The following is a 22424-nucleotide window of genomic DNA, read 5'->3' as shown; positions in this document are numbered from 1 at the left end:
GGGCGAACCCACCGCCACCGCGCCGGCCAGCAGACCGACAGCGGCACCGGCCGCCAGCAGCCGCTTGCGTTTGCCTGTGTCCATCGAATGCTCCGTTTCTGCCCGTAGGTGTCAGGCGCCGCAGGTGGCGCCCGGGTGGTTCACGGTGTGGGTCGTGGTCACGGTCCGGTCGTCGATCGAGCCGGTGACCCGGACCGTCGCCGTGCCGGCCGCGAGCGTCGCCGTGCGGGTGTTGAACTGCTGGAAGGCGTTCGCCCCGGCCGCGACGGCGGACAGCGAGCGCTTACCGTACGCGGTCTCCAGCTCGATGGCGACCGGCCCGTCGTGGTCGTTGCGGGCCTGCACCGCCAGGTACACGGTGCCGCCGATGCACCGGGTCTGCGCGGTGGCGGTCACCGGCAACTCGGCGGCAGCGGCGGTGAACTGCCAGGTGTCGAGGTCGAAGAGGTCGGTGCCGGCGGGGCCGCTGAAGGTGAAGTAGACGTCGTGCACGCCGGAGACACCGTCGAGCTGGGCGGAAAGCTCCGTCCACTCGCCGATCGTCCCGTCGACCGGGATGGTGGCGACCACCGGCCCGCCGACCTCGTCGAGCCGGACCTGGATCTGGCCGCCGGCCGCCAGCGGGCGCACCTTGGCGGTCACGGTGCCGGCACCGGCGCCGAAGTTCACCGACGACAGCGCCGTCCAGTCGCCGTTGTCGATGTCACGGACGATCAGGTTCGGCGCGGAGCCACCGAACTCGGCGGACCCACCGTCGACCTTGGCGGTGGCGATGCCCTTGCTCCAGCCGAAGGTCTCCGCCTCGAACACCCGGTACGGGTCGAAGTCCCGGACCTGCTCGACGCCCGCGTACGTGCCGACCACCTGCTGGATGGTGCCGTCGGCGTTGAAGGCCAGTTCCTGGATGTGCGGGCTGCGGTAGCCCTGGGTGGTGTTGCCGTTGATCCGCTTGTTCAGCGTCGGCGCGTGGTACGTGAAGTAGTACTTGCCCTCGTACTCGAAGACCGACTGGTGGTTGTTGCCGCCGGTGCCGGTGCCGAAGAACTGCGACTGGTTCGGGAACAGCACACCGGCGTAGGTCTCCTTGGGCCACGACATCGGGTCGTCGGAGATCATGTAGCCGATCTGGCCGCCACCGGGGTAGCCGGGCAGCGGCGTCTGGTTGCCACCGAAGTCACTGCCGCCGAAGTGCGACGAGTACGACAGGTAGTACTTGCCGTCACGCTTGAACACCTGCGCGGCCTCGAAGGCCACCGGGGCGTCCACCACGGCCGCGGTGCCCTCGGTCGACACCATGTCGTCGCCCAGCTTGATCGCGCGCAGGTTCTTCGGGTTGTTGAACCGCTCGGCCGCCGGCATGCTCGTCGACGCGGGACCGCCACCGAAGTAGAGGTACGGCTCGCCGTCCTCGTCGACGAACGGCGCCGGGTCGAACTTCCAGGCGACCGCCTCGGCACCGGGGGTACGGCCGTCGATCAGGGTGCTGGTGCGCTCGCTGGTCCACGGGCCGATCGGCGACGCACCCGTGATCACGTTGCTCGAACTGCCGTTGTTGGCGTAGTAGAGGAAGAACTTCTCCTGGCCGTCGACGACCTTCTTGGCCATGCCGGGCGCCCACGAATTGCTGGTGAACGGCGCGACGCCGTTCGGCCCGGCGACCTGGACCTCGCCGTGGTCGGTCCAGTTGACCATGTCCGTCGTGGAGATCACGGTGATCTGGTTGATGTCGCCGTAGTTGATGCCCGGCGAGACCCCGGTGGTCGGGTTCGGGGCGTAGCCCTGGGTGTCGTTCGTCATGTACATGTACACCCGGCCGTCGTGGACGAAGCCGTACCCGTCGGCACCGAACTTGTGCCCGATCAACGGGTTGTGCTCGCCGGGCAGCTTGCCGACCACCTCGATGGTCTTCGACGCCGGCGGGGGCGGCGGGGCGCCGACCACCGAGACGTCGTCGAGGGTGAAGTCCATCAGGTGCAGGTTGGGGTCACTTGCCGGATTGCTGGTCCACGGCGTCTCGAAGAACAGCCGGGCGGTCGACACGCCCTGGCTGGCCGGGATGGTGAACTGGCCGTTGAAGTGCGCCCACTGGCCCCGGGTCGCGGTGACGCTTACCAGGTTGGTGTAGGTGCCGCCGCCGTAGTGCATGGTGGCGAAGAACTGCTTCGTCCCCGGTGACTGCGGGTTGTCGTACTTGATCCGGGCGCTGAGCGCGTACGTCTGGCCGGCCTGGACCTTGCCGGAGAGGTCCTGCATCGGTCCGGAGCCGGTGGTCGCCCGGTTGGTGACGTGCACCGCGGTCGCACCGGACCAGGCGTCGCTGGTGGGGGTGAGCGTGGCGGCGTCGGTGGAGTTGCCGTTGTTGACGAACCAGCCGGTCAAGCCCTCCTCGAAGCCGCCGTTGACGATGAGGTTCGTGTCGGCGGCCTGGACCGGTGCCGCCGACACGAAGCCGGCCAGCAGCAGGCCGGCAGCCGCGATCGCGGTGACCCGGCGACGGGTCGCCCTTCGCAGATGTGGTGTCACGAAATGTCCTCCTTCAACGTGGGACGGGGCCCCGGGGCCGGCGTGGGTCCGGCCCCGGGGCAGCTCGGGGGTCAGCCGCCGCAGGTGGTGGCGGCGTGATCCGCGGTGCGGACGGTGGTCACGTCCCGACCGTCGACCGTGCCGGTGACCCGGAAGGTCGCGGTACCGGCCGGGATGGCGGTCGCCCTGGTGGTGAACTGCTGGTACGCGTTGGCGCCCGGCGCGACGGCCGGGAAGCTGCGCTCGCCGTACGCGGTCTCCACGACCACGTCGACCGGCCCGTCGTGGTCGTTGCGGGCCTGCACCGCCAGGTAGACCTTGCCGGCGACGCACCGGGTCTGCGCGCTGACGGTGACCGGCAGCTCGCCGGTGGCGGCGCGCAGCACGCCGAGCCGGGCGAGCTGGTAGCTCAGGGCCCGTTCCGGCGCGTCGATCTGGTTCTGGGTGCCGAACTCGCCGGCCCGTGCCGTGGTCGCGGCGGCGAGCGCGGCCCGCATCGCGGCCCAGGCGTCGGCCGGGTACTGCGCCTCGTCGAGCGTGCCGGCGTACGCGATGGCCGCGTCGAGCGCGGTGGTGTCCAACGGCCGGTTCTGCGCGGTGAGGGTGTCACTGAGCAGGAAGTGGTCGAAGTCGACCTGGCCGCCGGTCTGCTGGGTCGCGTAGTTGAACAGGCCCACCCGGTGACCCATGAAGTGGGCGAGGCTGCCGTCGAGGACCTGCGGACCGACCCGGTTGCCCAACTGCGTCCAGGTCAACCCGTCCAGGCTGTAGTGGAAGGTGGTCCACAGCTGCCCGGTCGGCGCGGCGAAGTCCAGGTCGGCCTTGACGTGCACCTCGGTGGCGTCGCCCAGCGCGACGGTAGTGCCGGGCAGGAAGTTCTCCAGCGTCGACTGGTCGAGGTCGACGGCGAAGGGTTGGCCCCGGTTGACCACGCCGAGGGTGTTCACCCCGCCGGCCCGATTGACCGCCACGTACGAGAAGCCCCGGTTGTAGGCGGCCAGCCCGGCGACGTCACCGTCGCGCATCCGGGAGATGTCCATCCTGGTCTCGGCGGACTGCCGGGGGCCGAACGTACGCTGCGACAGCGTGTTGCGGGCCTCCTCGAACCAGGCCAGCTCGGCCCGGTTGGACAGCTTGGTGTAGACGTAGTCGCCGGTCACCACCTTGCCGGTGGTCAGCCGCAGCCAACCCTCCCGGTCGGTGAGCGACCAGTACCGGTTGTCCGGGGCGTGGTTCCACTCCCAGGCCATGTCCAGCCGCGACCCGTTGGGCCGGATCTCGGCCTCGGTCGGATGTTCGGTGGTGGAGCGCTGCCCGATGATCGACACGTCGTCGAGCAGATATTCCACACTGGACGAGACCGGCTGCGGGTTGGCCCACGGCGTCTCCACGGCGAACTTGACGTTGCTCAGGTTCGCCGAGGCCGGCAGGGTGTACTGGCCGGTGACGGTGGTCCACTGCCCCGCCGGGACGGTGCCGAAGGTCATCACCTGCACGCCCGTGCCCCAGTCGGCGACCAGGTTGAACCGGATGCTGCTCGGGCCCGAGGTGTACTTGACCTTCGCGGAAACGGTGTAGGTGACGCCGTGCTGCAGCTTGCCGGCGAGGTACTGATTGGGGCCGGAGCCGTTGAGCGTACGGTTGCTGACCTTCAACGCCGCCGAGCCGGTCGCCGGGTCGGCGGTGTCCCGCGCGAGGGTCGCACCGAACTGCGCGGCCCAGGGCGACACCTCGTCGGACTCGAAGCCGGCGTTGTCCAGCAGTTCGACGCCGAGCAGCGACTCGTCGACGGCCGGTGGCGTCGGAATCGTCCACTGCTCGTCCATGTACGCCTTGTGCGGCGCGTCGTTGGCGAAGTCGTCGGAGACGACGATGCTCTTCTGCTGCTCGAACAGTTCCTCCGCCGGGCCGAGCCGGATCGGCTTGTCGAACGCGCCCTCGACCGGCACCACGCCGTTGGTGCCGAACGTCGGCCAGCCGTCGGACCAGGTGGCGGGGATCAGTGCCGGGATACGCCCGATCGGGAAGGTGTCCCGGAAGAACATGCCGTACCAGTCGGTGGCACCGCCGGGGCGGGCGATCGGCACCAGGCTGCCCTGGGCGAAGCCGTTGGAGTTGAGCACACCGCGCGCCTGCCAGGTGTTCACCCCGCCGGGGGCGGTGTGCCGGCCGAGCAGTTCCGGTGAGCGGAGCATGACCACCTGACGGCCCTGGCCGGAGGGCCAGGTGATGATGACCGCGTAGTAGTGGCCGTCGATGTAGTAGAACTGTGCGCCTTCGAAGAGGCCGCCGATGAACGGTTGGCCGGCGTAGTCGTTGGCGGTGAACACGTTCGGGTACTCGGCCACGATGGCGGTCAGCCCGGCGTTGAGGCGTACCGCGCTGATGTTGCCGTTGCCGTAGAAGATGTACGGCGTGCCGTCGTGGTCGAAGAAGAGCGACGGGTCGTGCAGCCCTCGGCCGAGCGCCGTACGCTGCCACGCGCCGTTCTCGATGTCGTCGGTGCGGTAGATGTACGCGCCGCCCAGGTTGTTGGTGTTGAAGGCGACGTAGAACATGCCGTCGTGGTAGCGCAGCGACGAGGCCCACTGGCCCTGCCCGTACGAGTTCTGGCCGTTGCGCAGCGAGAACGAGTCGCTGATGTTCGCCCGGTCGAAGACGTAGTTGACGATCTCCCAGTTGACCAGGTCGTAGGACTTCATGATCGGCGCACCCGGGCTCAGGTGCATGGTGGTGCTGATCATGTAGTAGATGTCCCGGCCCTCGTCGTTCTCGGCGGCCGGCACCCGCTCCACGCTGATGTCCGGCACGTCGGAGCGCAGCAGCGGCACGGTGTAGGTGCCGTCACCCCGGTCGGTCGAGGTGTACGACGGGCGGGGCGACCAGGGTTCGGCGGCGTGTGCGGTGCCGGGAACGACCGCGCCGGCACCGACAAGCGCACCGGCGGTGGCCAACGCGAGGCCACGGCGGGGCGGTCGCAGCGCGGTGAGGAGGCGGGTCGCGGCACGCGCGACGGTGCGTAACGAGGTGATGGGTCGAGGTGGCCCGGACGCGGGGCGGGGGTCGGCGGCAGCGGCGACGGACACTTGCATAGCGAGCTCCAGACGCGAGCGTGGCGGGACCCTTATCGTGTTAGCGCTAACAACGATCGTCAAGACCCCGCTCGATACTTGCGTGAAATCTTCAAGCAACATCTCCCGGAAGGTCCGATGTGAGCGCTCCCACACCCCGCTCCCGACAGATCTGGAGCGGGGCCGGGTGGAGACGCGGCGCGCGCGGGCCACCACAGTGGACGTCGAGGCGGTCAGCTCAGGTCGAGCGTGTAGTCGGCGGTGTGCACCTTCCCGTCGACCTGGAAGTCGAAGAAGGCCCGGTACCGTCCGACGCTCGGCACGGTCAGCCAGAACGTGACCGCCCCGTCGGCAAGTTCCGGTTCCGGGTGAACGTGCACATAGCCCAGGTCACCCTCGCGCACCACGACCAGGTGCCCGTACGCGCCGAGGTAGGGCTCCAACTGCACCGGCCCGGAGGCCCCCGCGACCCGCAGCACGATCGGGGCGCTCAGTCCGATGGTCGGCGTACCCTCCATCGACACCGTGTACGGCCCGGCGGTGGCCTTCGGCTCCGGTGCGGGCAGTTGTGCCGGGGTGTAGACGCCGGGCACGTGGTGGTCGACGCCGAGCACCAGCGGCAGTTGCCGGCCGTCGGCGGTGGTGACGGAGAAGTCGGCGTAGAGGCGGTAGTCACCGGCCCGGGGCAACTCCAGCGGTACGGTCCACACGCCGTCCGGGCTCATGCTCGGGTGCAGATGCTGGTAGCCGCTGAGGTCACGACCGACCACGATCAGGTGCAGCGGCTCGTCGTGCACGACCGCGAAGTCGGTCGCCGGCTGCCGGTTGCCGTCGACGATACGGAACTGGTAGTCCACCCGTACGCCGGGCGGCTGAGACCGCTGCACCGGCTGCATGGTGTATCCGGCGGCGCTGACCCACGCCCCGGCGACCTGGTCGCCGCCGTCTGCGCTGTGTGCGTGTGCTCCGGTGCCCGGCGGATGCTGGTGCCCGTCGGCGGCCGAGCCGGCCGCGGGCACGCTGATGCCGCCCGGCTGCGCGTCGGTCGCCGCCCGCTGCTCGCCACCACCGAGGCGACCGAGCCCGAACCCGGCCAGCAACGCGACCACCAACCCGCCGACGAGCAACGCCAGCCGGGTGTTGCTCGACCGATCGACAGGCGGCGACTCGTCGCCCTGCGCTGTCGACCGCGCAGTCGACTGTGGCGTCGAGGGTGGCGTCGACTGGGCCGTCGAGGGTGCAGTCGCGGCGGGGCGGGCGGTGACGGCCTCGCCGCCGGAGCGGGCCGCCGCAACGGCAGTCGTACGCCGTCGGTCGGTCGCGCCGGGGCGGGCCCTGGTCGCGGAGCCGGACCGGGTCCGGCCGGCCGGTGCGGCCGAACGGGAGGGCGTGCTCTTCGGTCCCTTGCGGGAGCCGCGAGCGCGCGGTGGGGTGCGCTCCGCTCGCCCGAGCAGCCGACCGACGAGCACCGGACGACGCCAGACGAGCAGACCGATCAGGGCAGCGGCGACCGCGATCGCGACGGTGGTGAAGGTCCCGGCGCCGGGACCGCCGTCCGAGGTCGGTGCCGGTGCGGCGGCCGGCGGGGCCTCCGCCGGCGGGGCGGCGGAGGCGGCTGACGGCTCGCTGTCGTGTCCGTGCTGGTCGGCGGCAGCGACCAGGGCCGGGTCCGGCTGGTCGGTGGGCGGACGCCAGCCGGCCGGAGCCGGGGTCGCCGGGCCGGTGTAGCGGAAGCTCATCGTCCCGCGTACCGGCTCGCCGTCGGAGGCCACCGACAGGTAGCTGACCGTGTAGCGACCCTTCGCCGGCAGGTGTGCCAGGTTCACCACCGCCGGGAAACCCGTCGTGTACTCGCGCGGCTGGAAGGTGCCGTCGACCAGGAAGTACTCCCGCACCGGCCGGTCGAGTTGCCGGGGCTGCCCGTGCGACCAGCCGTTGTCGACCCGGGTGCCGCCCGGCGCGGTGACCGCGAAGTGGGCGTTCGGCACCACCTGCTCGGTGAAGTAGAGCTGCACCGTGGTCAGCGGCTCGCTCACCGTGGCGTCGGCCTTCGGGGTGGACATCGCCAGGCTGCCGTGCGCCGACGCCGGCGTCGGTGTGACGAGCAGGGCGACCGCCGTGGCGAGCAGCAGGGCGAGCAGGCCAGAGGTGACACGCACCGTGGTCCGAGGGCAACGACGCATCAGTTCATCCTCACGACGGCGCAGCTTTGGCCAAGACGCATCTATCTTTTTGCATAGATGGCAAAAGTCAAGACACTCATGGGCCTCGACGCCCTGCGACCGCCGTCCGGTTCCCGGCCGACCCGGTGACCGGGGCCGGTCGGGTGCCGGCCAGACCCGGGGTGAGCAGCGCCGTCGTGGTCAGGGAGAGCCCGGCCAGCAGCGCCACCGCCCAGTGCGTCGCCAGCACGTCGGCCAGCAACCCGGCCAGGGCCGCGCAGACCGCCTGGCCGGTCATCATGCCGTTGTGGTGCAGGCCGAGGACCTGGCCATGTGCCTCGGCGGGCGCGCGGGCGATCAGCCGCTCCTGCAACGGCAACGAGGCCGCGAAACCCACCGAGGCGACCAGGGCGACGAGCATCGCCAGCGGCAACCCCGGACCGACCAGGAACACCAGGTACGGCACGGGCAGCAGCAGCCGCAGCGGCAGCACCCAGCGGTCCCGCGCGGCCGGCGAGAGGAACCGCCCGACCAGCACGTCACCGGTGAGCATGCCGAGCGCACCGGCGGCGAAGAGGAACCCGGCCCGCTCCCCCGCGTACGGCAGGAACAACGCCTCGCAGCCGACCACCAGACCGCTGGGCAGCCACAGGTTGAGGTAGAGCGACCGGCAGCCCGGCTCCCGCCACAACTGTCGGTTGATCCGCAGGGTGCGGCGCGTCGACGCGGTCGCCGCCGACCGGGCCGCCCGCTCCCGCAGCCCGAACCGGGTCACCGCGAGCGCCACCGCCCGCAGCGCGACGGCCACCCCGAAGACCTGGTACGGGTCCAGCCACACCAACAGCAGCCCACCGGCCCCGAACCCGGCGATCTGCATGACGCCGACGCTCACGTTCATCGCCGAGCGACCCAGCACGTACCCGCCGGCCGGCAGGATGTCGTTGATCAACGCCCATCGGGCACCGCCGGTGATCGACCCGACGTACGCGACGATCAGGATGACCGCGAACCGCGCCCACAAGGGCAGACCGGGCACCGCCTGGAGCGCGCCGCCCACGAGTGCGACAAGTGCGGCGAGGCTCAACGCCCGACGTGGCGGCAGGCTGTCCGCAGCCGAGAGCAGGGTCAGGCTGCCGAGCACACCCGCCAGCGGCGCACCGAACATGCTCAACGCGGTGAGCAGGGCGGAGCCGGTCGTGGCGTAGGTCAATGAGCCCAGCGCCAGCGCCGAGGTGGTGTGGGCGGCGATACCGGCGCAGTTGGCCAGGAAGAGATTGCGGAATTCGGCAACGGTGAACAGCTCCGAGTACGTCCTCACCGGATCGATCCTCGTGGCCGTCGAGGCGTACGACGTAGAGTTACGGCTGGAGGCGAAACATGTCGATCTGGCGGGTGCCGGTGGACCTGCTGGCGCGCAGCCGGTTCGTCGTGTCGCCGATGACCGACACCGTCGCCGCGCTACGGGCCCTGCACAGCCCACGTCGCCCCTGGCAGCACGCCTGGCGACGCCCGTACCTCGGGGCGTACCAGCAGATGGTGGCGCGGCGGCCGGCGGTGCGGGCGTTGCTGGCGGCGGCCTTCCAACCACGGTGGACGGCGGATTTCCTCACCCTCGCGCCCGCGACGGCCGCGCCCAGCTTCGCCGAGGAGTTGGCGGTCGTCGCCGGGCGCGGCGACGCGCAGGTCCGCGCCGACCTGCTGGTGTGCCGGCCGGGCCAGTTACCCGACGTGCTGTGCGCCGACGGGCTGACCGAGCAGGTGGTGTTCCTGCTGGACTGGGTCTGGACGCACACGGTGCAGCCGGAGTGGCCGGAGCGCAGGCGGCGGCTGCTGGCCGACATCGTGGCCCGCACCGCGCGGTTGAGCGCCGAGGGTTGGGCGGGTGCCGTCGCCGGCTTCGACCCCGAGATGCGGTGGTTGGGCGACGGCTGGCTGCGGGTGAACGACTACCCGGCGGCACCGCTGCCGCTGGACCGGGCCGAACATCTGGTGTTCGTGCCGGCCCACTGCGCGCGTGGCTGGGTGCTGTGGGACCAGCCGACCCGCTTCGGCATGGTCTATCCCGCCAGCGGCATCCTCGCCGAGACCGCCCCACCGGTGCCGGACGGACTGGATCGGCTGATCGGCGCGAATCGGGCGGCCATCCTCGTCCGGCTGACCAGCCCGCTGAGCACCTCGCAGTTGGCCTCGGTCACCGGGCTGTCCCTGGGGGCGGTCGGCGACCACCTGCGGGTGCTGCTCGACTCGGGTCTGGTGACCAAGCGTCGTTCCGGCCGGGAGGTGCTCTACTGGCAGACCCCGCGCGGAGCGATCCTCTGTGGGCCGATGGCCGCCGAATGACCCCGCTCAGCCGGTGGTCTCAGGCCGGTCCGCCGAGGCCCGGGTGGCGGCCTGGGTCAGCAGCCACGGCAGGCTGGCCGTCCTGGATCGGGCGGCACCGAGCAGGGTCACCAGCAGCGTACGGTCACCGAGGCGCAGCACGGCCCGTTCGCCGAGCAGGTACGCCCCGTCGCCCACTCCGGGCAGTTCCTGACCTCGGGTGTTGAGCTGCCAGATCCACTGTGCCGCCGTACCGGAGACCGCCTGGATGGTCAGCACCGGCTGGCCGTCGCCGGCTGCCCGGAACTGCACCCCGGTGAACGGGCCGGGCAGGTCGACCGCCTCGGGGGCGTGCACCGCCAGGCCCAGCGCCTGGCCGATCTCCTCCGGGGTGATCAGGTACGCGGGCGATCCGGCACCGGTCGCGGCCGACATCTCGCTGGGGTGGGTGACCGGTTCGGCCAGGTTCCGGGACCGACCGTGGCCCACCACCGCGAACGCGACCACCCGTCGCGACCAGGGGCGTACCCGGATGGTCACGGTGTCCCCGTCGTGGCAGTCTCCGGCCCACTGACTCGGCAGCCCCCAGGCGGTGGTCCGATCGCCGCTGCCGTCGTCCACCGCCAGGTGGTACAGCCAGGGCCGGGACGGCATGTTCTTCCCGCGGGAGGTCGACTTCCACACCTGCACCCAGAGCACCTCGCCGGTGATGGTGCGTTCGGTGAACATGTCCACCACCGCGCGTACCACCGTGTAGACGGCCCGGGTCAGCATCAGCCCCGCCACCACGACCAGGCCGAAGAGGACCATGGGGAAGATCCCGGCGCCCGGATAGTCGCTGGTCGGGGTCGGATCGGCCACCGGGCCGAAGAGTTTCAGCATGAAGACCGCCGGCCCGCCGAGGAGCACCGCTCTGAGCAGCAGTCCCGGCAGGGTGCGACCGTGGTGGGCCCCCTGGGGATAGCGGACCCGCACCCGGTGCCAGGTGCCCCCGTACGACGACCAGACCAGCTTCCGGTCACCCATGCCCAGGTCAAGGACCGCGCTGGTCAGGTGGGTGGTGCCCAGGGCCGCGCCGTAGCCGAGGTACCGGTCCCAGATCGCCACCGAGGCCGGGGGCAGTTCGGCGAACTGCTCATGCCCCCGCAGCCAGTCCCGCACCCCCAGCCACCGCGCCGCCACCTCGGCCCCCCGGGAGGTGTCCCGCTCGCCCGGCGTCGCCGCGGCGAGCGTGGACAGCACGGCGAAGGTGAAGAACCCGGCGGCCAGTCCCCGAGTGCCCCCCGCCGGATGCGACAGTCCGTAGTTGGTGACGGCGAGCCAGACGAACACCCCGGCGGCCAGGGCGGCGGCGGACAGCAGCACGGTCACGTTCGGGCCGAAGCGTCGCCGGGACAACCCGGCCTCCCGCGCGTGGTCGACCACCTCCGCGCGGAACCGCCTGTTCCACGCCCTGGCCTGGCCCTGGTCGCGGAAGGTCAGGGCGGTCAGCGGCAGCGCCCCACCGGCGACCAGACCCCGCACCCGGTGGAGCACCCTGCGCTCGTACGGACGCAGCCCGGACTCGTCCGGCGGCGAGGCGGGCAGGTGCAGGGTGGTCTGCATCGGGTCGTCGCCGGGCTGGCGCAGCTCGACGAAGCCACGGGCCGCGAGATCGAGCAGGGTCGCCTCGGCCGCGTCCTCGGTGACCGTCCACCGGTTGGCCAGCATGTTGACCAGGGCCGGTGGCTCGTCGCCGAGCTCCATGGTGGCCGGTGCCGGTGTCGGGCTGGCCGGTCGGGTGGCGAACCGGACGGCACCGTACACCGCGAACCAGCCGACCAGCGCCACCGCGCTCACCGCGAGATCGACGAACAACCCGGCCTCCCTCGTGTGCTGCCGCCGTCAGTACCGGACCTGGACGGCGGCGCGTTCCGTGCCGTCGGCCTGGAAGTATTCCGTCGTCCGGAACCCGCCGAGGTTCGCGACCAGGTTGGTGGGTATGGACTGGACTGTCGTGTTGAAGGTCAACACCGCGCTGTTGTAGAACTGCCGGGCGTAGGCGATCTTGTCTTCGGTGCGGGCCAGCTCGCCCTGCAGGGACGCGAAGTTCTGGTTGGCCTTCAGCTCCGGGTACGCCTCGGCGACGGCGAACAGTCGCCCGAGGGCCTGGGTGAGGGTGTTCTCCGCCGCCGCCCGGTGGACCACCGCAGGGGCACCGGCCGCGGCGATCGCGCCGCTGCGGGCGGCGATCACCCCGGTCAGGGCGGCGTTCTCATGTGTCGCGTAGCCCCGGACGGTCTCCACCAGGTTGGGGATCAGGTCGTAGCGGCGTTTGAGCTGCACGTCGATCTGCGCCCAGGAGGCCTGCACCTGGTTGCGCTGACGGACCAGCCGGTTGTACGCGACCAGCACCCAACCGAGCACGAGCACCGCCAGCAGGCAGAACACGCCGCCGGCGATGCTCATCAGGATTCCTCTGCCCATCCCCCACCCCCCGGCAGCACTGGCCCGAGCATGAGCAGCCTAGTCACGGGGCGCAATCAGGCGAACGGTTGTCCCGCCCGCACAGCGGTGGCCGTGGCGGCGACTCATCGCGGTCCCGGGTTGCGGGCCCGTCCCCGGATGTGCGGGGTGGCCGGTCCCACCGGGCCGGTCTCGGGGAAGTGGAACCGGCGCAACTCCTCGACGACGAAGCCGGCGGCGGTGATCGCCGCAGCGGTGTCGCGGCCGGTGTGACAACCGCCCATCAGCAGCGGCCAGACGGTCGCGTCCACCAGTCGCTGAACGCGACGTAGCCCGGTGGCCGGTGGTGCGGCGACGTGTTCGAAGAAGCGCAGCTCCGCGCCGGGACGCAGCACCCGGCGCAGTTCACCGAGCGCGGCCGCCTGGTCGGGCACGGTGCAGAGCACAAGCGCCAGCGCCGCCGCGTCGAACTCACCGTCGTCGCCGGGCAGGGCGTCGGCGAGGCCGTCGACGACTGTCACCGGGACCGGGGCGCTGCGCGCCGCCGCGACGGCCGCGGCCCGCAGCCGGGGTTCCGGCTCGACGGCGACCACCTCGGTCACCTCGGGCGGGTAGTGCGCGAACATCCGACCATTGCCGGCACCCACCTCGACGACCCGCCCGGCCAGGCCGGCGGCCAGGGCCCGGCGATGCTCGGCGACACCGGCCCGGTCGAGCTGCGCACTGAACCGGCTGTAGAGCCGGGCGAAGATCGGGTGCGAGACTCCCGTCCCACCCTGCGCCGGGGTACGGGCATCTCCCATGCTCACTACCTCCTCGTGCCCGCCGGGCGGTGTCACCCCTGCATCAATGGCCGAAACGTTACACAACCGACCTTTGCCAGACTTCGACGAATGATCAGCTGCCGACATCCATCGATCATGGAGGTAACGTGCGGCTGTCTTTCACCCGAAGATTCGCGGCATCCCTGGGCGTCACCCTGGTCGCCGCCCTGCTCACCCCGGTTGCGGCGCACAGCGCCGCGGTACCGCCGACGCCGCCGGGGGCGGCCCACGGCGGCGGAACGTCACCCGACCCCGCCACTGTCACGCTGATCACCGGTGACACGGTGACGGTGACTCCGGGAGCCGGCGCAGCACCCCCCACTGTGGATGTGGAACGTGCGCCGGGCGCCACCGGCCCGGTGCAGATCAGCACCGAGGGTCGGGACACGTACGTCTACCCCGGCGAGGCGATGGCCCACATCGCCACCGGGCGGCTCGACAAGCAGCTCTTCAACGTCACCCAACTGATCGCCCAGGGGTACGACGATGCGCACACCGACGCGCTTCCGCTGATCCTCACCCGTACGCAAGGATCGGCGACCCGGCGTGCCGGGACCGCGTTGCCGGGCGTGGACAGCACGCTGATGCTCTCCTCCGTCAACGGTGAAGCGGTCCGGGCCCGCCGGTCGGAGGTCGCCGCCTTCTGGTCGGCCCTCACCGCCGACGACCGGTCCAGCGGCCCGTCGGCGACCGGCCGCAGCGCCGGCACACCGCAAGCCGGTGGTGCGCCGAGCTTCGGCGCCGGCATCGACGCGGTGTGGCTCGACAGCAAGGCGAAGGCCGCCCTGGCCGACACCACCGCCCAGATCGGCGCCCCCGCCGTGTGGGCGACCGGGAGCAGCGGCAGCGGCATCCGCGTGGCGGTCCTCGACTCCGGGTACGACCCGAGCCACCCGGACCTGGCGGACCGCGTCGTCGCGTCCCGGAGCTTCATTCCCGGCGACGACATCGTCGACCAGTCCGGGCACGGCACCCACACCGCCTCCATCCTCGCCGGAACCGGCGCCGCCTCCGGCGGTGTCGAGCGGGGTGTCGCCTCCGGCGCTGACCTGGTGGTCGGCAAGGTCCTGGGCGACAACGGCAGCGGGTCGGCCTCCGGAGTCATCGCCGGCATGGAGTGGGCGGCCCGGACCGAGAAGGCCCGCGTGATCAACATGAGTCTGGGGGTGAACGTCTGGCGTACTCAGGACGATCCGCTGAGCCAGGCGGTGAACCGACTCAGCGCTGAGACCGGGGCGCTGTTCGTCGTCTCCGCCGGCAACAGCGGGCAGGATCCGTACGCTCTCAGTGCACCGGGTACGGCGGACGCCGCGCTCACCGTCGGTGCCGTCGACGCAGCGGACCGGCTCGCCGTCTTCTCCAGCGCCGGCCCCCGGATGATCGATGACGGCCTCAAGCCCGACATCTCGGCTCCCGGTGTGGACGTGCTGGCCGCACGCTCCCAGCACATGTACTGGGACGAGGGCTACTACCGGCTGGACAGCGGCACCTCCATGGCGGCGCCGCACGTCGCCGGGGCCGCCGTCCTGCTGGCGCAGAAACACCCGGAGTGGAGCCGGCAGCAGATCAAGGACGCGTTGATGGGCACCAGCACACGCACTCCCGCCTACAGCGCCTACCAGGCCGGGACCGGTCGGGTGAACGTCGCTGCCGCCTACCACCAGGACCAGGTTGTCGCGACCGGCTCGGTGGACGCGGGGCTGGTCCGCTGGTCGCCCGGTACGCGACGGCAGCCGATCACCCGGGCCGTCACCTACACCAACACCACGAGATCCCCGGTGACGTTGGAGCTCTCCGTCGATGCCGGCCTCTCCCCCGCCCGGACGTTCACCGTCGCTCCGAAGCGGGTCACCGTGCCGGCGGGGGCAAGCTCCACTGTCGACGTGGTGGTGGAGCCGCAAGGGCTCGCCGCCGGCCGGTACAGCGCCCAGGTCATCGCCCGCCACGCCGCCGGAGAGGTGCACACCGCGGTCGGGGTCTCGGTGGAGCCGGAGAAGCGCAACCTCACCATCCACCTGAAGGACCGTGCCGGCCGGCCGTACAGCGGCGAGGTCGAGATCGTCGACGCCGACGGCGTCTCCACCGTGATGTGGGTTCCCGACGGGAAGCTCACCAGTCGGTGGGCGCCCGGCTCGTACACGGTGCTCGCACAGGTGGAGGTGGAGGGTCTGCACGGGCCGCACTCCCTCGGGCTGGCGGTGCTGACCGTGCCCGAGGTCGACCTGAGCACCGACCGGGTCGTCGACCTCGACGCCTCGCAGGCACGCCAGGTGAAGGTGGCGACCGCCAGACCGACGATCGTCGCCAGCAGCCGGGTCGACATCTACCGTTCGTTCACCCAGCGCGAGCCGGCACCCGGCGACTGGAGCGCCCTGCGACGCGCGATCCTGCCCGGTGCCGCCTACGACAGCCTCTGGGCCCTGCCGACCAGGGGCACGCCGAGCAGGGGCAGCTTCGTGTTCACCACCCGGTTCCGGGCCGAGCAGACCCCGCTGGCGGTCAGCTACCCCGGTCAGCGCCTCAGTGACCCTGTCGTCCAGCCGGGATCCCGGCCGCTGCCCGAGGGCACCTCGCGGCTGGACGCGGTCTTCGCCGGAGCCGGCCGCAAGGCCGACTACGCCGGTCTGTCCGCCCGGGGCCGAGCCGTGGTGGTCCGCGCCAGTGACGCCGTGGCGGCCACCGACCAGGTGGCGGCGGCACAGGCCGCCGGTGCGGCGCTGCTGCTCGTCGTCAACGACCGCAGCGGTCGCCGCAGTGACTGGTACGGCGACCCCGACGGGGTGAGCACCGGGCCCGTCCCGGTCGCCTCGGTCAACCTGGACGAGGGCGAAGCCCTGATCAGGAAGATCACCGCCGCCGGCAGGCAGCGGACGACGCTGACCGTCGAGGCGCACCCTTCGCCGAGGTACGTGTACGACCTGGTCGACTTCCACGTCGGTGGGGTCCCGCAGGATCCGTCGGCCCGGACCGGCCCCCGCGATCTCGCCCGGATCGATCTCCATTTCGCTCGGCCACCCGCCGGCAAGAAGATGACCGAGATGCGGCGGGACTTCCCACCGTACGAGTGGTCCTTCGGCCGCCCGCTGGCCACCAGACCGGTCGCCCCCGGACCGCGTACCGACTGGGTCTCCGCCGGCCCGGGAATCAGGTGGCAGCAGTACGCCGACATCAGCGACTGGACGGTGTCACAGACGGAGGAGATCACCTACCGGCCGGGCAGCGTGCAGCAGGACCGGTGGTTCGGGCCGATCACCCGGCCACGCCTGCTCACCAACAACATCCTGGCCCGCGGCGGCGACTGGATGTCCGCCACGATCCAGGGGTTCGGTGATGCCGGATCCGCCCACGACGGTGGGGCCGCCCTACCGCAGAAGATCACGCTTTACCAGGGCGAGCGGAAACGGTCCGAGATCAATGGCTGGCCGAACTTCTTCGCCGGTGAGCTTCCTCCGGAGAGACTGCCGTACCGGCTGGTCGTCGAGACGACGGGTGACCCTGCGTTCAGCCCGTACTCGACCACCACGCACACCGAGTGGCGCTTCAGTTCCGGGGCGGCACCGGACATTCAGTCCGTTGCGCTTGTTCAACTGGACTACCGCACGGAGGTGGACGACGAGGGTCGCGCGAAGCGCAGGAGCGACGTCACCATCACCCCGGTGGTGGTCGGTGGCACTGCCGTCACGGACGCGGTCTCCTCGGTCAAGCTGGAGATCTCGTACGACGACGGGGTCACCTGGCAGCGGCAGGACCTGAAGGAGAAGAAGGGCGACTGGCGGGCCGCCCTGGCTGCCCCGCAGCGGGCTGAATTCGTGTCCATCCGGGTCACCGCCGCCCAGCGCAACGGCGGTGGCGTCACCCAGACCGTCGTCCGCGCCTTCGGCCTGCGCTGACCGGTCGTGTCGGGGCCGGCGCCCGCTGGGCGCCGGTCCTGACCTGTTCCTGATCTGCGGTGCCGGTGTACGTCCGGCCCGGTGGGGTAACAAGCGCCGACCGACGGCACCCACCAGCCGTTCGCGTGGCGTCGTACCGCAGGTCAGGGGGCCGGAATGAGTCGCGTGCGGAACCTGCGCGTACGCCCGGACCTGCTCTACGTGGCCAGCGGCTGGAGCACCCTGGTCACGGACGTGCGCGGGCGCATCACCGGTGTCGGCGCGCAGGGCTTCTTCGCCCGCAACACCCGGGTGCTCAGCGCCGAGCGGATCACCGTCGACGGTCGGGAGCCGGTGCCGTTCAGTACGGCGACCGTGCAGGGGCACGCCCAGTTGTCCTACGCCGAACTCGGTGACGGTGAGGTGCTGCCGTCGCGGGCGGCGTACCTGGCCGTCGAGCGGTTCGTGGCGGCGGGCCTGCGTACCCGGCTGACCCTGTTCAGCTACGCCGAGCGGCGCCTGGACCTGCGGCTGCGGATTCGGCTCGACGCCGACTTCGCCGACACCAGCGAGGCGGAGAGCGGTCGCCGCATCCAGTCCGGCACGGTCGAGGCCCGGTGGGATCCCGCCGGGCAGGAGTTGCTGCTGAGCTACCGGTGTGACGGGCTGGACCGGGCGGTGGCGATCCGGGTCCGGGCGTCGGGCCCGATCCGGTACGTCGACGGCGGGTTCGACATCGACGTGACGCTGCCGCCGGGCGGAGTCGACCGGATCGACCTGGCCGTCGAGCCGATCTTCGACGGTCAGCGACTCGCCGCGCCCGCGCCGAGCTTCGCCGAGCCGGGCGACACCGCCGGCTCGGCACGCCGCCGACTCACCGCCGAACTGGCCCGGCTGACCAGCACCAACTTCGACGTCACCGCGGCGTGGCGGTGTGCCCGCGAGGATCTGGCCGGGCTCCCGCTCGGCGAACCGGCCGGCCCCACCGCGCCGATCGCCGGGCTGCCCATCTACCAGGAGATCTTCGGCCGGGACACGATGACGGCGTCCTGGCAGGCCATGCTCGCCGGGCCGACGATGCTCGCGGACAGCCTCCGGCTCAACGCCCGGCACTTCGGTCGGCGCATCGACGACTGGCGCGACGAGGAGCCCGGCAAACCGCTGCACGAGGCGCGCCGGGGACCGCTGTCGGAGCTCAATGTCGATCCGTTCGCTCACTACCACGGCGATTGGTCGACCGCGCCGGACTTCCTGGTCTTCCTCGGCCAGTACTACGCCTGGACCGGGGATCTCGACACGGTACGGGAACTGCTGCCGACCGCCGAGCGTGCCCTGGACTGGATCGACACGTACGGCGACCGCGACGGTGACGGTTTCCTGGAGTACCACCGCCGGTCCCGGGGCGGCCTGAAGAACCAGGGCTGGAAGGACTCGGACACCGCCATCGTCGACGAACACGGGCAGGTGGTGCCGAACCCGATCGCCACCAGCGAGGTCCAGGCGTACTGGTATGCCGCGCTGCGGCACGCGGCCGGGACGTACGCCGTGGCCGGTCATCCCCTCGTCGCCGCCCGCCTGGCCCGCCGGGCGGCCGCCCTGCGCCGCCGTTTCCACCGCGCCTTCTGGCTGCCCGATCAGGGCTGTTACGCGATGGCGCTGGGACCGGACAAACGGCCGGTCCGGTCGGTCAACTCCAACGACGGGCACCTGCTGGCCACCGGGATCGTGCCGCCGCGGATCGCGCCCCTGGTCGCGGACCGGCTGCTCGCGCCGGACATGTTCAGCGGGTGGGGGGTGCGGACCCTGTCCGCCGCGCATCCGGCGTACAACCCGTTCAGCTACCACCGGGGCAGCGTCTGGCCGGTCGAGGCGGGCACCATCGGTCTCGGGCTGGCCCGGTACGGCTGCTGGGAGCATCTGCACCGACTCGCCGAGGGCATGTTCGCGGCGTCCGCCCTGTTCGCCGAGCACCGCCTGCCGGAGGTGCTCAGCGGGCTGCCCCGCGACGACGCCCATCCCCACCCCGGCGTCTATCCGAGCGCCTGCTCGCCGCAGGCGTGGTCGGCCAGTGCGGTGATCGCGTTGATCCAGGCCCTGCTGGCGCTGCGTCCCGCCGCGCCGTTGCGGACCATCTTCGTCGACCCGCACCTGCCCGCCTGGCTACCCGACCTGGTGCTGGAGGGGGTACGTGTCGGCGGGTACACGGTCGACCTGACCGTCCGCCGTCGACGGGGTGGCCGCACCTCGATCCGCACCCGGGGCGACCGGATCGCCGTGGTCCGCCGCCCCACCCGCCAGGCGATCGCCACCCGCCGCCAGCACCGCTGAGCCACCCGCCGCCGGCGCCGCTGAGGCGCTCGACATCTCCCGGCCCCCCTGCCGACACGGTCGCAGCGGGCAATGCCAGCATGTCGGCATGGATATCTACGAGGACGAGCGCACCGTGTCGCGGGCGGATCTGGCGGCCTGGCTGCGGCAGGTGGCGAACCAGCTGGAGACCGGGCAGATCTTCTACGGTGCGGCCGGCACCCTCGCAGTGGCCGACCAGGTGAACTGCGAGCTGGAGATCGAGCAGGAGGGCAAGGACGAGTACTCGGTCGAGATCGAGTTCTCCTGGACCAACCCGAAGGCCACCCCCGCTGCGGAGCCGGTCGCCGAGAAGGCTGCCGAGGCCGACAGCGCGAACGAGGAGCCGACGACCGCCGCCGAGTAGCCCGCAGGTAAGGAAGGGCCCCTTGTTAACGCCTGGCGTAGTACAGGGGCCCCCTCTTAACACGTACTGCGGCGGACGTCAGCGCAGTCGGTGTCGGCGACCGAACCAGTCGCGGGAGGCCCGGGTGTTCAGCGCCCAGAGCACCCAGGCCAGCAGGGCGACCCCGACGCAGGTGATGGCGCCGAACAGGCCCAGCGAGGCCGCGGCCAGCAGACCCGCCAGGGCGTACGCCGGAAAGGGCGCCCAGGTCCGGCGGGTGGCCAGGGCGGTGGTCACCAGCAGGCAGGCGGCCGTCATCGCGGCGAAGAAGACCGCCGCGCCCAGCGAGCCGCCCTCGGTGAGCAGGCGATGGACCGTGGCCAGGGCGAACAGCAGCGACAGCAGCCCGAAGACGAGCACAGTGATGCGTACCGGGGTGGGCATGACGGGGTACCGGAGCACGTCCGGGTAGCCACGCGCGCTCATACAGACAACGATGGGCGTCGACCCCTTACCGCCGGGCGGCACTGTCGGCAAGGCGACAGCCCGGGTGCGCTCTAAGCTTCCGGTCATGGCCAGGTATTTCGACGTGCACCCGGACAATCCGCAGCCGCGCATCATCGGGCAGGTCGTCGACCTCCTGCGCCGCGACGGGCTGATCGCCTACCCGACGGACTCCTGCTTCGCCCTCGGCAGCCAACTCGGCAACAAGGACGGCATGGACCGCATCCGGGAGATACGTCACCTGGACAGCGGCCACCACTTCACCCTGGTCTGCCGGGACTTCGCCCAGCTCGGCCAGTTCGTGCAGCTGGACAACGCGGTCTTCCGCGCGGTGAAGGCGGCCACCCCGGGCCAGTACACGTTCATTCTCCCGGCCACCAAGGAGGTGCCGCGCCGACTGCTGCACCCCCGTAAGCGCACCGTCGGCGTACGCATCCCCGACCACCCCGTCACCCGGGCACTCCTCGACGAGCTGGGCGAGCCCCTGCTGTCGAGCACGCTGCTGCTGCCCGGCGACGACGAGCCGCTGACCCAGGGTTGGGAGATCAAGGAACGCCTCGACCACGCCGTCGACGCGGTGGTCGACGCGGGTGACTGCGGCACCGAGCCGACCACGGTGGTCGACTTCTCCGAGGGCGAACCGGAGATCGTCCGGGTCGGCGCGGGCGACCCGGAACGGTTCGCCTGACCGTGGCGCGGCGAGGGTACCTGATGATCTTCGCCCCCGATCAGCGGCCCCCGGTTCCATCGAGCGGGCCCCCGTACCGAGACGGCAGGTGGAACCGCAGCTGGCGCAGGGTTGCTATCGTCGCCGCCACACAGTTGATCTCGGTAGTGGAGGGGCACGATGGGGCTCATGGACCGCCTTCGGGGCGAGTTCGTAGACATCATCGAATGGCTGGACGACAGCCGGGACACGATCGTCTGGCGGTTCCCCCGCTTCCAGAACGAGATCAAGATGGGCGCCAAGCTCGTCGTCCGGGAGTCCCAGACGGCGGTGTTCGTCAACGAGGGCCAGGTCGCCGACGTCTACCTGCCGGGTACCCACACCCTCGAAACCCGCAACATGCCGATCCTGTCCACCCTCAAGGGCTGGAAGTACGGCTTCAACTCGCCGTTCAAGGCCGAGGTGTACTTCGTCAACACCCGCCAGTTCACCGAGATGAAGTGGGGCACCCAGAACCCGGTGATCCTGCGCGACCCCGAGTTCGGGGTGGTCCGGGTGCGGGCGTTCGGCGCGTACGCGGCCCGGGTGGTGGACGCCCAGCGGCTGCTGAAGGAGCTGGTCGGCACCGACCCGCAGTTCCGCACCGAGGAGGTGCAGGAGTACCTGCGCCAGCTCATCGTGGGCCGGCTCGGCGGCGCGCTGGCCCGGGCCGGGGTGCCGCTGCTGGACCTGGCCGCCCACCAGGACGCGATCGGCCGGCAGCTGGCCGGCGCGCTGACCGAGGAACTCGCCGAGGTCGGCATCGCGATTCCGAAGTTCGTCATCGAGAACGTCTCCGTGCCGCCGGAGGTGGAGCGGGCGCTGGACAAGCGCACCGAGATGGGTGCGGTCGGCGACCTGGACCGGTTCACCCGGTACCAGGCGGCCACCGCGCTGGAGGCGGCGGCGAACAACCCGGGTGGCGAGGCCGGTGCCGGCGTCGGCATGGGCATGGGCATGGCGTTGGGTCAGCAGATGGCCCGGGCCATGTCCGGCGAGAGCACCGCGCCGCCGGCCGCCGCACCGCAGGCTGCCGCACCGTACGCCGCACCGGCGGCCGCCGCGCCGGGTGGTGCCGAGCCGCCGCCGCTGCCGGGCCAGGCGCAGTGGTTCGTCGGTGTCGGTGGCGAGCGCCAGGGCCCGTTCGACATCGGTGCGCTGGCTGCGCGGGCAGGTGCGGGCGGGTTCGGCCCGGACACCCTGGTCTGGCGGGCCGGCATGGCGCAGTGGCAGCCGGCCGGGCAGGTGCCGGAGCTGGCGTCCGTGCTGGCGAGCGTCCCGCCGCCGCTGCCGCCGCTGTGACCATCGG

14 protein-coding genes are annotated in these 22424 nt (G+C 71.5%); 6 read left to right on the top strand and 8 right to left on the bottom strand.

What is annotated here, in order from left to right; genetic code table 11:
• Window positions 1-111: 111 nt before the first annotated feature.
• The 4 genes from Vgi01_RS25240 to Vgi01_RS25225 form a co-directional block, all read right to left on the bottom strand.
• Window positions 112-2523, bottom strand: a complete 2412-nt coding sequence (locus Vgi01_RS25240) for a family 43 glycosylhydrolase (RefSeq protein ID WP_204292703.1) — start codon at window positions 2521-2523, stop codon at window positions 112-114.
• 71 nt (window positions 2524-2594) lie between these two features.
• The gene (locus Vgi01_RS25235) at window positions 2595-5615 is read right to left on the bottom strand and encodes a beta-xylosidase family glycoside hydrolase (protein WP_239089145.1); all 3021 of its coding nucleotides are present in this window, start codon (window positions 5613-5615) and stop codon (window positions 2595-2597) included.
• 212 nt (window positions 5616-5827) lie between these two features.
• Window positions 5828-7753 (bottom strand): copper resistance CopC family protein, encoded by a 1926-nt coding sequence (locus Vgi01_RS25230; RefSeq protein ID WP_239089144.1) that lies wholly within the window; start codon window positions 7751-7753, stop codon window positions 5828-5830.
• A gap of 100 nt (window positions 7754-7853) precedes the next feature.
• Window positions 7854-9074 (bottom strand): MFS transporter, encoded by a 1221-nt coding sequence (locus tag Vgi01_RS25225; RefSeq protein ID WP_204292701.1) that lies wholly within the window; start codon window positions 9072-9074, stop codon window positions 7854-7856.
• A 59-nt stretch (window positions 9075-9133) separates the two neighbouring features.
• On the opposite strand from Vgi01_RS25225, the gene Vgi01_RS25220 reads away from it, so the two are divergent.
• Window positions 9134-10096, top strand: coding sequence for an ArsR/SmtB family transcription factor (locus tag Vgi01_RS25220; protein ID WP_204292700.1), 963 nt, complete (start codon window positions 9134-9136; stop codon window positions 10094-10096).
• Between the two features lie 6 nt (window positions 10097-10102).
• Here the strand turns inward: Vgi01_RS25220 and Vgi01_RS25215 are convergent, their stop codons facing one another.
• The 3 genes from Vgi01_RS25215 to Vgi01_RS25205 form a co-directional block, all read right to left on the bottom strand.
• Window positions 10103-11932, bottom strand: coding sequence for a DUF2207 family protein (locus Vgi01_RS25215; protein WP_204292699.1), 1830 nt, complete (start codon window positions 11930-11932; stop codon window positions 10103-10105).
• A 27-nt stretch (window positions 11933-11959) separates the two neighbouring features.
• A complete protein-coding gene (locus tag Vgi01_RS25210; protein ID WP_204292698.1) occupies window positions 11960-12523 on the bottom strand; it encodes a LemA family protein in 564 nt (187 codons plus the stop codon).
• Window positions 12524-12645: 122 nt separating this feature from the next.
• Entirely contained in the window at window positions 12646-13323 is a 678-nt protein-coding gene (locus tag Vgi01_RS25205; protein ID WP_204292697.1) for a class I SAM-dependent methyltransferase, read from the bottom strand.
• Between the two features lie 128 nt (window positions 13324-13451).
• On the opposite strand from Vgi01_RS25205, the gene Vgi01_RS25200 reads away from it, so the two are divergent.
• The 3 genes from Vgi01_RS25200 (at window position 13452) to Vgi01_RS25190 (ending at window position 19926) form a co-directional block, all read left to right on the top strand.
• On the top strand, window positions 13452-17234 hold the full coding sequence (locus Vgi01_RS25200) for a S8 family serine peptidase (RefSeq protein WP_204292696.1): 3783 nt from the start codon (window positions 13452-13454) through the stop codon (window positions 17232-17234).
• 156 nt (window positions 17235-17390) lie between these two features.
• On the top strand, window positions 17391-19541 hold the full coding sequence (locus Vgi01_RS25195; protein WP_204292695.1) for an amylo-alpha-1,6-glucosidase: 2151 nt from the start codon (window positions 17391-17393) through the stop codon (window positions 19539-19541).
• An 88-nt stretch (window positions 19542-19629) separates the two neighbouring features.
• Entirely contained in the window at window positions 19630-19926 is a 297-nt protein-coding gene (locus tag Vgi01_RS25190) for an amphi-Trp domain-containing protein (RefSeq protein WP_204292694.1), read from the top strand.
• 78 nt (window positions 19927-20004) lie between these two features.
• Here the strand turns inward: Vgi01_RS25190 and Vgi01_RS25185 are convergent, their stop codons facing one another.
• Window positions 20005-20391 (bottom strand): hypothetical protein, encoded by a 387-nt coding sequence (locus Vgi01_RS25185; protein WP_013734626.1) that lies wholly within the window; start codon window positions 20389-20391, stop codon window positions 20005-20007.
• An 85-nt stretch (window positions 20392-20476) separates the two neighbouring features.
• On the opposite strand from Vgi01_RS25185, the gene Vgi01_RS25180 reads away from it, so the two are divergent.
• Together Vgi01_RS25180 and Vgi01_RS25175 are read left to right on the top strand one after the other, a co-directional pair.
• Entirely contained in the window at window positions 20477-21097 is a 621-nt protein-coding gene (locus tag Vgi01_RS25180; RefSeq protein WP_013734627.1) for an L-threonylcarbamoyladenylate synthase, read from the top strand.
• 168 nt (window positions 21098-21265) lie between these two features.
• A complete protein-coding gene (locus tag Vgi01_RS25175) occupies window positions 21266-22417 on the top strand; it encodes an SPFH domain-containing protein (RefSeq protein ID WP_233196537.1) in 1152 nt (383 codons plus the stop codon).
• The last annotated feature ends 7 nt before the right edge of the window (window positions 22418-22424 follow it).

Source organism: Micromonospora gifhornensis (genome assembly GCF_016863515.1).
Lineage (GTDB): Bacteria > Actinomycetota > Actinomycetes > Mycobacteriales > Micromonosporaceae > Micromonospora > Micromonospora gifhornensis.
The sequence above is the reverse complement of the archived record's forward strand: the minus strand, read 5'-3'. Positions and strand labels throughout refer to the sequence as shown.

Coding starts and splice junctions, on each gene's coding strand:
- Vgi01_RS25235 (WP_239089145.1), bottom strand. CDS start 5,615: ATGCAAGTGTCCGTCGCCGCTGCCGCCGACCCCCGCCCCGCGTCCGGG.
- Vgi01_RS25220 (WP_204292700.1), top strand. CDS start 9,134: ATGTCGATCTGGCGGGTGCCGGTGGACCTGCTGGCGCGCAGCCGGTTC.
- Vgi01_RS25210 (WP_204292698.1), bottom strand. CDS start 12,523: ATGAGCATCGCCGGCGGCGTGTTCTGCCTGCTGGCGGTGCTCGTGCTC.
- Vgi01_RS25205 (WP_204292697.1), bottom strand. CDS start 13,323: ATGGGAGATGCCCGTACCCCGGCGCAGGGTGGGACGGGAGTCTCGCAC.
- Vgi01_RS25195 (WP_204292695.1), top strand. CDS start 17,391: ATGAGTCGCGTGCGGAACCTGCGCGTACGCCCGGACCTGCTCTACGTG.
- Vgi01_RS25190 (WP_204292694.1), top strand. CDS start 19,630: ATGGATATCTACGAGGACGAGCGCACCGTGTCGCGGGCGGATCTGGCG.
- Vgi01_RS25185 (WP_013734626.1), bottom strand. CDS start 20,391: ATGAGCGCGCGTGGCTACCCGGACGTGCTCCGGTACCCCGTCATGCCC.
- Vgi01_RS25180 (WP_013734627.1), top strand. CDS start 20,477: ATGGCCAGGTATTTCGACGTGCACCCGGACAATCCGCAGCCGCGCATC.
- Vgi01_RS25175 (WP_233196537.1), top strand. CDS start 21,266: ATGGACCGCCTTCGGGGCGAGTTCGTAGACATCATCGAATGGCTGGAC.